Source organism: Sulfitobacter sp. THAF37, from assembly GCF_009363555.1.
Taxonomy (GTDB): domain Bacteria; phylum Pseudomonadota; class Alphaproteobacteria; order Rhodobacterales; family Rhodobacteraceae; genus Sulfitobacter.
Window position 1 is genome coordinate 99,451 of record NZ_CP045372.1, and the last position, 13,891, is coordinate 113,341.

General features: G+C 65.3%; 17 protein-coding genes and 1 other RNA gene. 9 read left to right on the plus strand and 9 right to left on the minus strand.

The features are described 5' to 3' along the window. Positions 1–58: 58 nt before the first annotated feature. The 6 genes from rpmG to gatC form a co-directional block, all read right to left on the minus strand. The gene (gene rpmG, locus FIU94_RS00520; RefSeq protein WP_007119221.1) at positions 59–226 is read right to left on the minus strand and encodes a 50S ribosomal protein L33; all 168 of its coding nucleotides are present in this window, start codon (positions 224–226) and stop codon (positions 59–61) included. A 190-nt stretch (positions 227–416) separates the two neighbouring features. Next, an RNA gene (gene rnpB, locus FIU94_RS00525) (RNase P RNA component class A) lies at positions 417–838 on the minus strand. Between the two features lie 95 nt (positions 839–933). Next, on the minus strand, positions 934–1,527 hold the full coding sequence (locus tag FIU94_RS00530) for an N-acetylmuramoyl-L-alanine amidase (protein ID WP_254702580.1): 594 nt from the start codon (positions 1,525–1,527) through the stop codon (positions 934–936). Between the two features lie 59 nt (positions 1,528–1,586). Then, positions 1,587–2,351: a hypothetical protein gene (locus FIU94_RS00535; protein WP_152463910.1), complete on the minus strand. Its 765-nt coding sequence runs from the start codon at positions 2,349–2,351 to the stop codon at positions 1,587–1,589. A gap of 37 nt (positions 2,352–2,388) precedes the next feature. Further along, positions 2,389–3,876: an Asp-tRNA(Asn)/Glu-tRNA(Gln) amidotransferase subunit GatA gene (gene gatA / locus FIU94_RS00540; RefSeq protein ID WP_152463912.1), complete on the minus strand. Its 1,488-nt coding sequence runs from the start codon at positions 3,874–3,876 to the stop codon at positions 2,389–2,391. Next, positions 3,876–4,163, minus strand: a complete 288-nt coding sequence (gatC, locus tag FIU94_RS00545) for an Asp-tRNA(Asn)/Glu-tRNA(Gln) amidotransferase subunit GatC (protein WP_152463913.1) — start codon at positions 4,161–4,163, stop codon at positions 3,876–3,878. The genes gatA and gatC overlap by 1 nt, the downstream gene beginning before the upstream one ends. Positions 4,164–4,309: 146 nt before the next feature. On the opposite strand from gatC, the gene FIU94_RS00550 reads away from it, so the two are divergent. Next, the gene (locus FIU94_RS00550; RefSeq protein WP_152463915.1) at positions 4,310–5,002 is read left to right on the plus strand and encodes a metal-dependent hydrolase; all 693 of its coding nucleotides are present in this window, start codon (positions 4,310–4,312) and stop codon (positions 5,000–5,002) included. On the opposite strand, the gene FIU94_RS00555 is transcribed toward FIU94_RS00550, so the two are convergent. Genes FIU94_RS00555 through FIU94_RS00565 form a run of 3 tightly spaced genes read right to left on the minus strand, consistent with a single transcriptional unit; the run spans position 4,992 to position 6,517 of the window. Continuing rightward, positions 4,992–5,441, minus strand: a complete 450-nt coding sequence (locus FIU94_RS00555; protein ID WP_152463917.1) for a hypothetical protein — start codon at positions 5,439–5,441, stop codon at positions 4,992–4,994. The genes FIU94_RS00550 and FIU94_RS00555 overlap by 11 nt on opposite strands. Beyond that, on the minus strand, positions 5,438–6,058 hold the full coding sequence (locus FIU94_RS00560) for a DUF5671 domain-containing protein (protein WP_152463919.1): 621 nt from the start codon (positions 6,056–6,058) through the stop codon (positions 5,438–5,440). The genes FIU94_RS00555 and FIU94_RS00560 overlap by 4 nt, the downstream gene beginning before the upstream one ends. Further along, positions 6,059–6,517, minus strand: coding sequence for a nucleoside deaminase (locus FIU94_RS00565; RefSeq protein WP_152463920.1), 459 nt, complete (start codon positions 6,515–6,517; stop codon positions 6,059–6,061). It lies immediately after the preceding gene. Positions 6,518–6,579: 62 nt separating this feature from the next. Here FIU94_RS00565 and FIU94_RS00570 point away from each other — a divergent pair, with 62 nt between their 5' ends. The 8 genes from FIU94_RS00570 to FIU94_RS00605 all read left to right on the plus strand — a co-directional run bounded on the left by FIU94_RS00570 (position 6,580) and on the right by FIU94_RS00605 (position 13,861). Next, positions 6,580–7,410, plus strand: a complete 831-nt coding sequence (locus tag FIU94_RS00570; protein ID WP_172975820.1) for a pseudouridine synthase — start codon at positions 6,580–6,582, stop codon at positions 7,408–7,410. 202 nt (positions 7,411–7,612) lie between these two features. Continuing rightward, a complete protein-coding gene (locus FIU94_RS00575; RefSeq protein WP_152463922.1) occupies positions 7,613–8,431 on the plus strand; it encodes a TerC family protein in 819 nt (272 codons plus the stop codon). Positions 8,432–8,475: 44 nt separating this feature from the next. Further along, positions 8,476–8,706, plus strand: coding sequence for a hypothetical protein (locus FIU94_RS00580; RefSeq protein ID WP_152463923.1), 231 nt, complete (start codon positions 8,476–8,478; stop codon positions 8,704–8,706). A gap of 2 nt (positions 8,707–8,708) precedes the next feature. Next, positions 8,709–9,599: a 5-bromo-4-chloroindolyl phosphate hydrolysis family protein gene (locus FIU94_RS00585; protein WP_152463925.1), complete on the plus strand. Its 891-nt coding sequence runs from the start codon at positions 8,709–8,711 to the stop codon at positions 9,597–9,599. Between the two features lie 39 nt (positions 9,600–9,638). Continuing rightward, positions 9,639–10,835 (plus strand): toxic anion resistance protein, encoded by a 1,197-nt coding sequence (locus tag FIU94_RS00590; RefSeq protein WP_152463927.1) that lies wholly within the window; start codon positions 9,639–9,641, stop codon positions 10,833–10,835. Positions 10,836–10,842: 7 nt separating this feature from the next. Continuing rightward, positions 10,843–11,802, plus strand: coding sequence for a DUF2927 domain-containing protein (locus tag FIU94_RS00595; protein ID WP_152463929.1), 960 nt, complete (start codon positions 10,843–10,845; stop codon positions 11,800–11,802). 157 nt (positions 11,803–11,959) lie between these two features. Further along, on the plus strand, positions 11,960–13,075 hold the full coding sequence (locus tag FIU94_RS00600; RefSeq protein ID WP_152463930.1) for an SPFH domain-containing protein: 1,116 nt from the start codon (positions 11,960–11,962) through the stop codon (positions 13,073–13,075). Positions 13,076–13,306: 231 nt separating this feature from the next. Continuing rightward, positions 13,307–13,861 carry a cytochrome b/b6 domain-containing protein gene (locus tag FIU94_RS00605; protein ID WP_152463932.1) on the plus strand — a complete coding sequence of 185 codons (555 nt, stop codon included), beginning with the start codon at positions 13,307–13,309 and terminating at the stop codon, positions 13,859–13,861. The last annotated feature ends 30 nt before the right edge of the window (positions 13,862–13,891 follow it).

Consider the following 13,891-nt stretch of genomic DNA (forward strand, 5'->3'; position numbering starts at 1 on the left):
TCAAAACGCAAAAGGCCGCGCGAAACGCGCGGCCTTGCTATCCGGACGGCAGGCGATCTTACTTGATCTTGCCTTCCTTGTATTCGACGTGCTTGCGCGCGACGGGGTCGTATTTCTTGATCACCATCTTTTCGGTCATGGTGCGCGCGTTTTTCTTGGTGACGTAGAAATGGCCTGTGCCCGCGGACGAGTTCAGACGGATCTTGATCGTGGTTGGCTTCGCCATTTTGCTTCTCCTGTTGCCGACCACACATGGGGTCTGGCGTGAATTCTGAACCCCGGCTTTTACCCGGATGCGCCTCCGAGTCAACAGCAAAAGGCGTAAGAATTTCAAACCGGGGGGCAGGTTTGCGCGGGGCCGGAAAATTGCAATTTTCCGGCCCGGATTTTTGCAAAAATCCGGCACCCTGACGATAACGCGCGGAAGGCCTGTAAGCCGGATTCTGTCCCGGGGTTGCCCCCATGGATGACCATTCCTCTGACCCTGCGGTTGCCCGCAGGGCTACAGCTGCCAACCCGGACCTGCTGGGGCAAAAGCGGCCCCGCCCCGGCCCGAAGGCCGGCGGCACGCGGTCCCTATTTGGCATTGCTCCCGGTGGGGCTTGCCATGCCGTCCCTGTTGCCAGGGACGCGGTGGGCTCTTACCCCACCTTTTCACCCTTACCCCGCCGTGGTTTCGGTCGTCCGACCTGCCGCGGGGCGGTATCATCTCTGTGGCGCTTTCCGTCGGGTTGCCCCGCCCGGGCGTTACCCGGCACCGTGTCTTTTCGGAGTCCGGACTTTCCTCCCCGCCCATCCGCCGGAGCGGATGCGGCGAAGCGGCCATCCAGCCTTCCGCGCGACGTTCGGAATAGGCGCATCATGCCGACCGCGTCAAGGATGGACAGCCAGGCGTTCGAGTATTTAAAGCATAAAGAAGCGAGGGCCCGCGCCTCAGATCGGGGGCAGCGCGAAATCCGCGGCACAGAGGGGGCCCTGGCGCCAGGGGCCGTGCCGCAGCCGTGTCGCGGCGAGCAGCGTCTCAACCGGCACATCGGCGGTGTAGCCTGCGGCACGGGCCGCCCTGCGAAAGGCGGCATCGCTGACAGGCCCTTCCTGCGGCGAAGGCGTCGCGGCGGCCAGCCCCTGCCGGGCCAGACGCGCCCAGTCGAAACGGGGGCCGGGGTCCTGTTTCCGCCCCGGCGCGATGTCGGAGTGGCCCAGCACCCCGGCAGGAGAGATATCCCACCGGGTCATCAGGTCGCGCAGGAGCGTTTCGAGCGCGACCATCTGCGGTTCGGGAAAGGGGTGCGAGCCGCGGTTGTCCAGTTCGATCCCGATGGAGCGGGAGTTGATGTCCTGCTGGCCCGCCCATTGCCCTGCCCCGGCGTGCCAGGCGCGCTTGTCCTCGGGCACCAATTGCAGGCAGTGCCCGTCGCAGGCGATCAGATAGTGGGACGACACTTCGGCCTGCGGATCGCAAAGCCGGTCCACCGCGGCGTCCGCGCTTTGCATCGCGGTGTAGTGGAGGACGATCAGGCTGGGCACAAGGCCGCCGCGCCGCGGTCCGAAGTTGGGAGAGCAGCGGACCTCCACCCGGGGCCGCCTCAGCCGGCCTGCGCGGCCCGGCGGAAGGGGGTCGGGTCCCAATCACAAGCGAAACCGTCGCCGTCAGGGTCCATGCCGTTGCGGTCCTTTTCCGGCCCGCCCGCCTCAAGGAAAGCGATTTGCGCCTGGTCAGGGTGCGAGAATTGTCCGCAGGCGCGGGCGAATTTCGACGCCTTGTTCAGCCCGATGCGCCGGTAGACCTGGGTGCCGCGCGCATTGGTCGTGCTCAGGGCGTAGGCCACGATGTTCGGCCCCGCATCGGCGCGGTCCGGCAGCGCCTGGGGCTGCACCACCTGGTATTGCGCCCTGTTGGCGGCAAGGCGGGCAGCATCGTCGCCGATACTGCGCTGCCCCGAAACAGCATCGAAATTGTTTTCATTCGAAATGCCCGCGCTGTTCAGCACGGCGGGGGGCGGGTTCGAGGGGCTGGCGTTGATCGGGGCCGTGCCGGAATTGGTCGAGGCGTCGTTGCCCACGCCATTGCTGGCGCCGCCGCGGGTTGCCGCCAGCACGCGGGCGGTTTCGGCGGCGGTGGCCTCGGCGGACCCTTCCGCCGGGGCCTGGGCCGTGCCCTGCGGCGGTGCCGAGGTCACAGCGGCGGGCGCGGGCACCCCGCCACCGGAGGCAAGTGCGGCGTCACGCGCCTGACGCTGCGCCCGGGCGCTATCGTCGAAACCGACGCCGCGGCCGGAATCCGGGACAGCAGGCTGACAGGCAGCCAACGCGACACCGGCCGCGAGAACGAGAAAAGATCTGGAAATCATGGGTCCTGCTTTGTCCGTCAGACATGTTTGCGTGGGTCTACCACCATTTTTCCGGCTTGGCCACAAACCCGGCGCTGCGTTCCAGCGCATAGGCGGAAGACAGCAGATCGGCTTCTTCCCAGGGCCGCCCGATCAGCTGCAGGCCCAGCGGCAGCCCCCTGCGATCCTGGCCCGTGGGCACCGCGACACCGGGCAGACCGGCCAGGTTCACCGTGACCGTGAACACGTCATTGAGGTACATCGCCACCGGGTCCGCATCGGTCATCTCGCCCAGACCGAAGGCGGACGAGGGGGTCGCCGGGGTCAGGATGCTGTCGATGCCATCCGCGAACACCTGTTCGAAGTCGCGCTTGATCAGGGTGCGCACCTTGCGGGCGCGGTTGTAGTAGGCATCGTAGAAGCCCGCCGACAGCACATAGGTGCCGATCATCACGCGGCGTTGCACTTCGGGTCCAAACCCTTCGGCACGGGACTTTTCGTACATCTCGGTGATGCCGTCGCCCTGCTCCAGCCCTGCGCGATGACCGTAACGCACCCCGTCGTAGCGGGCGAGGTTCGATGACGCCTCGGCGGGGGCGATCACGTAATAGGCAGGCAGCGCGTATTTGGTGTGCGGCAGCGAGATGTCGACGATCTCGGCACCGGCGTCCTTCATCATGGCGATGCCGTCGGACCAGAGCTTTTCGATCTCTTCGGGCATGCCATCCAGGCGATATTCGCGCGGGATGCCAATTTTCTTGCCACGGATGTCACCGGTCACCGCCGCTTCGAAATCGGGCACCGGCAGATCGGCAGAGGTGGAATCCTTCGGGTCATGTCCGCACATCGCTTCCAGCATGATCGCCGCGTCCCGTACCGATTTGGTCATCGGCCCGGCCTGATCAAGGCTGGAGGCGAAGGCGACGATGCCCCAGCGCGAGCAGCGCCCGTAGGTCGGTTTGATCCCCACCGTGCCGGTAAAGGCGGCGGGCTGGCGGATCGACCCGCCCGTATCGGTGCCGGTTGCCGCAAGGCAGAGGTCCGCCGCCACCGCCGCGGCAGAACCGCCCGAAGAGCCGCCGGGCGTCAGCGCCGTATCGTCATTGCCACGCCGCCACGGGTTGACCGCATTGCCGTAAACGGAGGTTTCATTCGACGAGCCCATGGCGAATTCATCCATGTTGAGCTTGCCCAGCATGACGGCGCCCGCGTCGAACAGGTTCTGGCTGACAGTGCTTTCGTATTGCGGCAAGAACCCCTGCAGGATCCGCGACCCCGCCTGGGACGGCACACCCCTGGTGCAGAAAAGATCCTTGATCCCGATCGGCAGGCCGCACATCGCAGGTGCATCGCCCGCTTTCAGACGTGCATCCGCGGCTTCCGCCTGCGCCATGGCAATCTCGGGCGTATGATGGACAAAGGCATTCAGCGCCCCTGCCCCTTCTATCGCCGTCAGGCAGGCCTCGGTCAGGGCCTTGGATGTGGTTTCACCAGCACGAAGGGCGTCGCGTGCCCCGGCCAGCCCCAGCTTGTTCAGATCAGACATTATTCCACCACCTTCGGCACGGCAAAGAACCCTTCGCGCGCATCGGGCGCGTTCTTCAGCACGTCATCCTGCAAATCGCCATCGGTCACGACGTCATCGCGGCGCTTCAGACGCTGGGGGGTGACGGAGGTCATCGGCTCCACCCCGTCCACATCGACCTCGCTCAATTGCTCGATAAAGCCCAGAATGCCGTTGAAGTCCTGGGCCAGCGCGGGCAGCGCCTCGGGATCGACCTTGATCCGGGCCAGTTTCGCCACGCGTGCGGCGGTGCTCTCGTCGATTGACATGAACGCTCTCCATCTCTTTGCGGTGCGTGTACCCTTGCTGTTCGCGCCTCGCAAGGGTGCGGCCCGCTCATCTGCTGCACGGGGCAAAAAATCCCTCCCCAAACCGCAACGGGGCGCTAGTCTTTCAGGCAAAGAGGAGACTGCACATGAATATCATATGGCTGGGCCACGGGTCCTTTCGCATCGAAATCGAGGACCAGGTGATCCTGATCGACCCCTGGCTGACCGACAATCCCATGATCGACGACGCGCAATACGATGCCGCGCTGGACGGGGCGACGCAGATCCTCGTGACCCACGGGCATTTCGACCACACCAACGACCTGAAGATGGTGGCGGACAAGACCGGCGCGCCGGTGGCGGGCATGGTCGAGCTGATGGGCTGGTTCGAAGGCCAGGGCATCGAGAACACCACCGGCTTCAACAAGGGCGGCACGATCTCCTGCGGCAAGATGGCGGTGTCGATGGTGCCGGCCACGCATTCCTCGTCGATCACCGGCGACAGCGGCCCCGTCTACATGGGCGGCGAAACCGGTTTCATCCTGAAGGGCGAAGGAAAGACGATCTATTTTTCCGGAGACACCGGCATCATGGCCGACATGGACTGGATCGGCGACTACTACAAACCCGACATCGGCATCCTGTCGGCGGGGGGGCATTTCACCATGGGCATGGCCGAAGCCGCCTATGCGGCCAAGCGGTACTTCGACTTCCAGACCGTGATCCCCTGCCACTACCGTACCTTCCCGGCGCTGGAACAGGATGCAAAGGCGCTGGCGGAGGGCCTGCCGGGCGTCGACGTGATCGAACCGCAGGTGATGCAGGCGATCAGTCTGTAGTCCAGTTCAGCGTGGCCCCGGCGGCGGCATTGTCGTCGGGGCCGCCCCCGTAGACGACGCAGCCCTCATCGCCATCGAAGACGAGGCTGGCGGAAGGCCCGGTCGCCGCGCGCTTCTGCGCGTCGGTCTCGAAGGTGGCGCAAACCCTGAAGGAGCGGGGGCCTGTTTCCGCGTACCTGTAGGGTGCGCCGGTTGCTGGGTCCACCAGGTCGGGGGCCTGTTCGTACCCCGAACACAGCGGCACAGAGGCACCGTCGGCCTGCCGGTCCTGTTGCGCCAGCACGCAGCGGTGGTAATCGGCCAGACTGCGCAGGTCGCGCGCCCGCTCGCGGTCGTGCCGCTCCATCCGGGCGTATTGCGGCCCGCCCACGATGGAAAATCCCGCGACCAGACCGCCCCCCACGATCAGCACCAGCGCGATCAGAAGCAATCGATTCATGACGCGTCACCCCTGCGGATGTCGGTGAGGTAGAACAGAAAGATCAACCCGGCGACACCGCCCACCACCAGCGCCTTGAGGAAGAACTGCAAGGTGAAATCACCGCTGAGGAACGCGTAGATCACCGCGACCGCATCCCCCAGCATCACCGCCGCCGACAGCAGCAGTGTGACATACATCAGCCAGCGCCGGATCGCGGAGCGGTGCAGCGCCGGGTCCTCGGCCAGCTTGCGCCGCTCGCGCACCGTCAGCCACAGATAGACCGGCGTGGTGACGATGAGGACCGCCATCGACCAGCGGATGCCACCGGACCAGCGGTTCCTGCTTTCCTCAAGCGCAAAGTCGATCAGCGCGTGGAACAACTGAACCACATGGACAGCGCCAAAGATCATCACCCCGAAGGTCAGGGCGTAGATGAAGAAGTCCCGCGCCGACACGGTCGCCTGCGGGCGCGGCACGGGCGGGGCAAAGACCGTCTCGGCCCAGGCGTCCAGCGCATCGGCAATTTCGGACCGGCTCCAGCCGCCGTCGTTCAGGGCCTGCGCAATCTCGGCCCGTGTCTTGCCCGCCGACAGGGCATCGCGCACGAAACGCGACAGTTGCTTGTTCACAGCCATTCAGTTCCCTTCCCTTCTGCCGGCGAAGAACGCCTTCAGCAGAGCCTCTGACGCCGGGGCGTCGATCCCGTCGTAGACTTCGGGCACATGGTGGCATTGCGGATGCGCGAACACCCTTGCCCCCTGCCCGACCCCGCCAGACTTGGGGTCGGCGGCCCCGTAGTACAAGCGCCCGATGCGCGCCGCGGCAAGCGCCGCGGCACACATCGCGCAGGGCTCCAGCGTGACATAGAGGTCATGCCCCACCAGCCGCTCGGACCCCAGCGCGGCGCAGGCGGCCCGGATCGCCAGAACCTCGGCATGGGCGGTGGGATCATGCACTTCGCGCGTGCGGTTGCCCGCTTGCGCCACAACCCGCCCCTGCGGGTCGATCACGACCGCGCCCACCGGCACCTCACCGCGTGCGGCGGCTGCGCGCGCCTCGGCCAGCGCCACCTCCATGAATGAGCGAAACGTCATGGCGCACCTTGTCCGAAAAAGCCGCCCTTTCGCAAGCGGCACAAACCGGCTAAGCGGAAGCGATGAACAGCTCGCAACCATCCGATCCGCCCAAGGGCGACCGCATCGCCAAAGTGCTCGCCCGTGCCGGCGTCGCCTCGCGCCGCGAGGCCGAGCGCATGATCGAAGCGGGCCGCGTCAGCGTGAACGGCAAGCAGATCATGTCGCCCGCCCTGAATGTGACCGCCAGTGACCATATCACTGTCGATGGCAAGGATGTCTCGGCCCCCGAACCGCCGCGCATGTGGCTCTATCACAAGCCGCCGGGGCTGGTCAGCACCGACCGGGACGAAAAGGACCGCGAGACGATCTATGCCGCCCTGCCCGATGACATGCCGCGCGTGATGTCGGTGGGACGTCTGGATATCAATTCCGAAGGACTGCTGCTGCTGACCAACGACGGCGGCATCAAGCGCAAGCTGGAACTGCCCAGCACCGGCTGGCTGCGCAAATACCGCGTGCGGGTGAATGGCCGTCCCGAAGACAAGACCCTGGCGCCCCTGCGCAAGGGGCTGGTGATCGACGGCGAACGGTTCCAGCCCATGACGGTCACGCTGGACCGCCAACAGGGGGCCAACGCCTGGCTGACCGTCGGCCTGCGCGAAGGCAAGAACCGCGAGATCCGGCGCGCGATGGAGGCCGTGGGCCTGACCGTGAACCGCCTGATCCGCGTCAGCTACGGCCCTTTCCAGCTGGGCGAACTAAAAGCCGGAGAGGTCGAGGAGATTCGCCGCAAGATCGTCCGCGACCAGCTGGGTCTGGAGCTGCCGGACGACAGTGGCACGGCGGTAAAAAAGCCCCGTAAGGTACAGCGCCCCCAACGGAAAACGCCGAACCGCCCGCGCCGGAGCTGACCCTCTTCGCGCGAAACACCGCAGGGCCATTCAGACGCCGCGGCAGTTCGAAATCTTCCAGGACCCTGGTCTGGAACGTGCTGCACCTCCGGAACGTCACCCCGGCCCGGTCGTGGTCAAAAAAACCGAAATCCGGCGGCAACCAATTCACATCAACCCGTGATCTGCATAAGAGGGGGGCAAACCGCCAAAGGAGTCTCTGATGACCGACCTGCTGACCCTTGAAAACATCGGCAACCTGCTGGTGCTGTGTTTCCTGCAAGCCGTACTGGGTTTCGACAACCTGCTTTACATCTCCATCGAAAGCCAGCGCGCGCCCGTCGCCCAGCAGGCCGCGGTCCGCAAATGGGGCATCGTCATCGCCGTGGCGCTGCGCATCGTTCTTCTGTTCGCGATGATCCGGCTGATCGACGCCTTGGCCGAACCCTTTTTCGTGCTGAACTGGGACGGTGTGCTGACCGGCGGCGTCAACTTTGCCACGCTTGTCTTCATCATCGGCGGGGTCTTCATCATCTACACCGCCGTCAAGGAAATCAGCCACATGCTGGCCATCGAACACCTTGGCACGGATGTCGAAGGCAAATCCGGGAAATCCGCAGCACACGTCGTGATGCTGATCGTCTTCATGAACCTGATCTTTTCGTTCGATTCCGTGCTGTCGGCGCTGGCCATCACCGATGTATTCGTGGTCCTGGCCACCGCGATCATCCTGTCGGGCCTGGCCATGCTGCTGCTGGCGGACCGCGTGACGGAATTCATCAAGGCCAACCGCATGTACGAGGTCCTGGGCCTGTTCATCCTGCTGATCGTGGGCATCGTGCTGCTGGGCGAATCCGGCCAGGCCGCCGCCCATGCCATGCACGACCCAGATCTCGCCTTGCGCTTCTTTGGATACGAGGTTGTGCCGATGTCCAAGACGACCTTCTACTTCTCGGTCGTGGTCCTGGTGGCGGTCGAGGTGATCCAATCAGGCTACACCCGCAAGTTGAACGCCGAACGGCGCACTGCCGCGCGTCACTAGAAAGGGCGGGTGAAAGCGCCTATGTTCATCGCAGCGAGGTCGGTATGGGCAGATTGTTTCTTTTTGCGCTTTTCTTGGGCGTCATCGTTGCCATTGTTGTCATTCTGGGCTCAATCTGGAACAGCACGGTGGATCATGGCCGACGCGCGCTCAAGCCGGTGCTCGGCCCGACCAAGGATGGTATGATGGCACCCAACGGATTGCAGAAAGTCGCTTACGTGGCATTGATCGCGCTTCTATTCGGAACAACCTCCGGCCTGTTGGGGGGCATGTAGGCATGGCCAGACGATTTGGCGGCAAGTACAGCCCCGACGGGTCCGCGAACGTCGGCACGCCGTCCGCGACGCGGGCGCGGGTCACGGTCGATCCGGTGGGCGGACGCGCCAATCTGATGTTCCTGCCGCCGGTGGTGTTGCTGGCCACCACGCTGGTCGGGGGCGCGGCCAGCCTCACGCTGGGGCTGGCAGGGGCCGGGGCGCTGGCACTGGGCGCCTGGCTGCTGCGCGAGGGGCTGAGGGCCGAGGCCGCCTTCGCCGAGCGCAAGGTCGCCCGCCGCCCCGCTTTGCCGCGCAAGATCCTGGCCGGAGGCGTGACCGGCATCGGTACCGCGCTGGCCGTGGCCGCACACCAGTCCGGCCTGTCGGAAATCGTGGCACCGGTGCTGTTCGGCCTCTGCGGCGGCGCCCTGCACATCGCGGCCTTCGGGATCGACCCGCTGAAATCCAAGGGGATGGAGGGCATCGACACCTTCCAGCAGGATCGCGTGGCCCGTGTGGTGGACGAGGCGGAAAAGACCCTGGCGGAGATGTCGGACGCCATCGCCCGCGCGGGCGACCGCAAGGCAGAGGCGCGGCTGGCCCGGTTCCAGGACACGGCCCGCACCCTGATCCGCACGGTCGAGGAAGACCCCCGCGACCTGACCGCCGCACGCAAGTACCTCAGCGTCTATCTGCGCGGCGCACGGGATGCGACGGTCAAGTTCGCCGACATCTATGCCCGCACCGGCGATACCGGGGCGCGCGACGACTACCTCGCGCTGCTTGAGGACCTTGAACAGAATTTCGCCGCCCGGACCGAGAAATCGCTGCTGGACGACCGCAGCGACCTGACTGTTGAAATTGATGTCCTGCGCGAGCGGCTGTCACGCGAAGGCGTCAGGCTGAAATGACCTGCCGCGCTCATCCAACACCTCAAGAAAGGCCCGTACATGTCTGAATCCGTTAGAAAAAAAGCCGACAAGTCCCGCGGAATGGTAGAGGAAGTGACCGCGCTGGTCCTGCCCGAACCCGCCGACGCCAATGCCGTCGTGCCGCTGGCGGAGGCGGACAAGCCGCTGGGCGACGAGATCAAGTCGCGCATGGCAGAGATCGACATGACCGACACCCAGTCGATCGTCGCCTTCGGCTCTGCCGCGCAGGCCGAACTGCAGGAGATCAGCCAGTCGATGCTGGCGGACGTGCGCAACAAGGACGTGGGCCCGGCAGGCGACAGCCTGCGCAGCATCGTGACCACCATCCGTGGGTTCTCGGTCTCGGAACTCGACGTCCGCCGCGAACGCAGCTGGTGGGAAAAACTGCTGGGCCGCGCGGCGCCCTTCGCCAAGTTCACCGCCCAGTTCGAAAAGGTGCAGGCGCAGATCGACCGCATCACCGACAACCTGCTGACCCACGAACACACGCTTCTCAAGGACATCAAATCGCTCGATATGCTCTACGAGAAGACGTTGCAGTTCTACGATGAACTCGCGCTCTACATCGCCGCGGGCGAAGCCAAGCTTGCTGAAATCGACAGCACCGACATTCCGGCAAAGGAAAAGGAACTGAACGACGCCGCCGAAGACGATCAGGTGATGATCGCGCAGGAACTGCGCGACATCCGCGCCGCCAGAGACGACCTTGAACGCCGGGTGCACGATCTGAAGCTGACCCGACAAGTCACCATGCAGTCGCTGCCGTCAATCCGGCTGGTCCAGGAGAACGACAAGTCGCTTGTGACCAAGATCAACTCGACCCTCGTGAACACCGTACCGCTGTGGGAAACCCAACTGGCACAAGCAGTTACCATTCAACGCTCTGCCGAAGCGGCGGGTGCCGTGCGCGAAGCCAACGATCTGACCAATGAACTGCTGACCTCGAACGCGAAGAACCTGCGCGAAAGCAACAAGGTCATTCGCCAGGAGATGGAGCGCGGCGTCTTCGACATCGAGGCCGTCAAGCAGGCCAACGCCGATCTGATCGGCACCATCGAGGAAAGCCTGCAGATCGCCGACGAAGGAAAAGCCAGACGCGCCGCCGCCGAAGCCGAGCTTCAGGAAATGGAAGGCAAGCTGCGCGACACGCTTGCCTCGGCCAAGGCGAAACAGACCGGTCTGGGTGACACAGCCGCCACCAGCGTTCCGGGCTAAGACCAGCATGCGGGGCGGGCGCGACATCCTGAAATGGGGTCTGGCGGGGGTATTGTCCGCCGGGCTGCTGGCCTGTGACACGGCCGTTCCGGTGGAACCTTCTCTGAAGCCGCAGGCGCGCCCCGATCCTGCGCCCGCCCCCACCCCGCCAAAGGTCGCACAGCCCACCTCCAAGAAAAGCGCCGCCCTGCGGAGCTATCTCAACCAGGTGCAGACCGCACAGCTGAGCCAGGGATTGCTGCGGCAGGACGGCGGCGGCGTCGATACGCCCTACACGTCGTCAGTGCTGGCGCGGAACTTTGAACAGATCGCCTTTTTCAACGAATACGACGGCGCTTTCACGGGCCGGGGCGGGCCCAGCCCGTTGCGCCGCTGGGAAGCCCCGGTGCGGATGGAAGTCATCTTTGGCGACAGCGTGCCGCCCTCGCAGCAGGCATCCGACCGCAAGGACGTCCATGCCTACGCCCGCAGACTGGGCCTGCTCACCGGGCACCCCGTTTCGACCGGGGGGCGGCCCAACTTTCTGGTCGTCATCGCCTCGGAGGATGACCGCGCCGCGACCCTCTCAACGATCTCCAGACGGCTTCCGGGGATCTCCGACAGCAGCCTGCGCGCCCTCAGCGAAATGCGCCGCGACACCTATTGCGCGGTCGCCGCCTATGCGTCCGGTCCGTCGGCGAATACCTACACGGCGGCCATTGCGGTAATCCGGTCGGAGAACCCCGATCTGCTGCGGCTCAGCTGCATCCACGAAGAACTGGCGCAGGGCATGGGGCTGGCAAACGACAGCCCTGCCGCCCGCCCGTCGATCTTCAACGACGATGACGAATTCGCGCTTCTGACCGGGCACGACGAACTGCTGCTGAAAATGCTCTACGATCCCCGGCTGCGCATCGGCATGAACGCGGCGGAAGCCCGCCCCATTGTCAGAGAGATCGCCGAGGAACTGGCAGGCGGGCCGGTGTAACCCGGCCCTCATCTGCCCTGTCTGTTCGATTGCCGGTCCGGTCCGCCACACTCGGGCGGGTTCCTTGGTGGGGGCGCACCAGTGTCGGCTGGCTGCTTGCCACGCCGCCCTGCCCACCATATCCTTTTCGCGCATACCCAATCCAAGGACCGACACCATGGGCATTCTCGATTTCCTCTCAGGCCAGTTCATCGACGTCATCCACTGGACCGACGATACCCGCGACACGATGGTCTGGCGGTTCGAGCGTGAAGGCCACGAGATCAAGTACGGCGCAAAGCTGACGGTGCGCGAGGGTCAGGCGGCGGTGTTCGTGCATGAGGGACAACTGGCCGATGTGTTCACGCCCGGCCTTTATATGCTCGAAACCAACAACATGCCGATCATGACGACCCTGCAGCATTGGGATCACGGCTTTCGCAGCCCCTTCAAGTCCGAGATCTATTTCGTCAACACGACCCGTTTCAACGACCTGAAATGGGGCACGAAGAACCCGATCATCGTCCGCGACCCCGAGTTCGGCCCGGTTCGGCTGCGCGCCTTCGGCACCTATTCCGTCCGCGTCAGCGAACCGGCGCGGTTCCTGACCGAGATCGTCGGCACCGATGGCGAATTCACCATGGACGAGATCAGCTACCAGATCCGCAACATCATCGTGCAGGAGTTTTCCCGTACCATCGCCCTGTCCAAGATCCCCGTGCTCGACATGGCGGCGAACACGCGCGAGCTGGGCAAACTGGTCAGCACGGAAATCTCGGCCACCGTGGCGGAATACGGGCTGACGATCCCCGAACTTTACATCGAGAACGTATCGCTCCCCCCTGCGGTGGAGCAGGTGCTGGACAAACGCACCTCAATGGGCGTGATCGGGGACCTGAACCAGTATACCCAGTTCCAGGCGGCAGAGGCCCTGGGCCGCGATGGCGGTGCCGGGGCCGCGATGCAGGCGGGGCTGGGTGCGGGACTGGGCATGCAGATCGGCCAGGCCGCGGCCCAGGCGGGCCCTTGGGGCGCACGGCCTGCCGCGGCCGCGGCACCCGCAGGCATGACCCCCCCGCCGCCGCCGGTGGAACACGTCTGGCATATCGCCGAAGGCGGCGAGACCAGCGGCCCCTACTCCAAGGCGCGCATGGGGCGGATGGCGACAGAGGGCAAGCTGACCCGCGACACCTATGTCTGGACCCCCGGACAGGACGGCTGGCAACGCGCCGAGGATGTGGCAGAGCTTGCGCAGCTCTTCACCGTCTTGCCCCCGCCGCCACCGGGGGCCTGACCCGGCGGAGAATGGCATAAGTGCGCGGGTTCATACGGGCGCGATGTATCGCACCTCTGGATCGGCGGTGCGGCCCGAAACTTTCGCCCCCTGTCCGCCGTGGCTGGGGGAATGCACAATGGTCCACATATCGGTTTTCATTGCCTTCCGATTCTGTCGGCGTCGGCCTGCCTGATCTGCCAGAGGGGGCATGCGGGCCGCTGCGGCGCGACAGCCGGACGGGGCTGAGTGATGCCGCGCCGCCTGCGTGACCGCCTGCCTGCCAGACGCAGCGCGCTCAAGGTCATGCACTGGGCCATGGTGCCGATGTTCGTCTGGTTTCTTCTGGTCACGCCGGACGACGTGCTGCCCTTCGGACCGGCCGCCTTTCAGGCCCATTCGGCGCTGGCGCTGGTGTTCGTCACGCTCTGCCTGTGCTGGACGGCGGACTATCTGCGCCGGGGGCTGGCCAGCCGACCGGGCCCCAAGCTGCCCGGTTGGGGACGGACGGTCCATCAGTGGCTGCACAAGGTGCTGATCTGGGGCCTGTTCGGCGTGGCGCTGACCGGCTTTCTTCTGGGGCTGACCTCGGCCACCCTGCTCAAGGCGGGCGGCGTGCTGCCCATCGCGCCGCCGCTGGGCCTGCGCCGCGCGAACGAGATCATCGGCCAGATCCACATCTTCGAGTTCTACCTGCTGGCCGCGATCGCCGTGGGACATGCCGCTTTCCACATCTGGCGCCACCTGAAGCTGCGCGACAATGCCCTGCGCATCATGGCCCCCCGCGCGCTGCACCGGTTTTTGTGACGACCCGTCTGGAAGCCCCCGCGCAACGAC

Excerpts from the sequence above, each read along its gene's own strand:
- rpmG (WP_007119221.1), bottom strand. The coding sequence starts at position 226 with ATGGCGAAGCCAACCACGATCAAGATCCGTCTGAACTCGTCCGCGGGC.
- FIU94_RS00535 (WP_152463910.1), bottom strand. The coding sequence starts at position 2,351 with ATGATTTCCAGATCTTTTCTCGTTCTCGCGGCCGGTGTCGCGTTGGCT.
- gatA (WP_152463912.1), bottom strand. The coding sequence starts at position 3,876 with ATGTCTGATCTGAACAAGCTGGGGCTGGCCGGGGCACGCGACGCCCTT.
- gatC (WP_152463913.1), bottom strand. The coding sequence starts at position 4,163 with ATGTCAATCGACGAGAGCACCGCCGCACGCGTGGCGAAACTGGCCCGG.
- FIU94_RS00550 (WP_152463915.1), top strand. The coding sequence starts at position 4,310 with ATGAATATCATATGGCTGGGCCACGGGTCCTTTCGCATCGAAATCGAG.
- FIU94_RS00555 (WP_152463917.1), bottom strand. The coding sequence starts at position 5,441 with ATGAATCGATTGCTTCTGATCGCGCTGGTGCTGATCGTGGGGGGCGGT.
- FIU94_RS00560 (WP_152463919.1), bottom strand. The coding sequence starts at position 6,058 with ATGGCTGTGAACAAGCAACTGTCGCGTTTCGTGCGCGATGCCCTGTCG.
- FIU94_RS00565 (WP_152463920.1), bottom strand. The coding sequence starts at position 6,517 with ATGACGTTTCGCTCATTCATGGAGGTGGCGCTGGCCGAGGCGCGCGCA.
- FIU94_RS00570 (WP_172975820.1), top strand. The coding sequence starts at position 6,580 with ATGAACAGCTCGCAACCATCCGATCCGCCCAAGGGCGACCGCATCGCC.
- FIU94_RS00575 (WP_152463922.1), top strand. The coding sequence starts at position 7,613 with ATGACCGACCTGCTGACCCTTGAAAACATCGGCAACCTGCTGGTGCTG.
- FIU94_RS00580 (WP_152463923.1), top strand. The coding sequence starts at position 8,476 with ATGGGCAGATTGTTTCTTTTTGCGCTTTTCTTGGGCGTCATCGTTGCC.
- FIU94_RS00585 (WP_152463925.1), top strand. The coding sequence starts at position 8,709 with ATGGCCAGACGATTTGGCGGCAAGTACAGCCCCGACGGGTCCGCGAAC.
- FIU94_RS00590 (WP_152463927.1), top strand. The coding sequence starts at position 9,639 with ATGTCTGAATCCGTTAGAAAAAAAGCCGACAAGTCCCGCGGAATGGTA.
- FIU94_RS00595 (WP_152463929.1), top strand. The coding sequence starts at position 10,843 with ATGCGGGGCGGGCGCGACATCCTGAAATGGGGTCTGGCGGGGGTATTG.
- FIU94_RS00600 (WP_152463930.1), top strand. The coding sequence starts at position 11,960 with ATGGGCATTCTCGATTTCCTCTCAGGCCAGTTCATCGACGTCATCCAC.
- FIU94_RS00605 (WP_152463932.1), top strand. The coding sequence starts at position 13,307 with ATGCCGCGCCGCCTGCGTGACCGCCTGCCTGCCAGACGCAGCGCGCTC.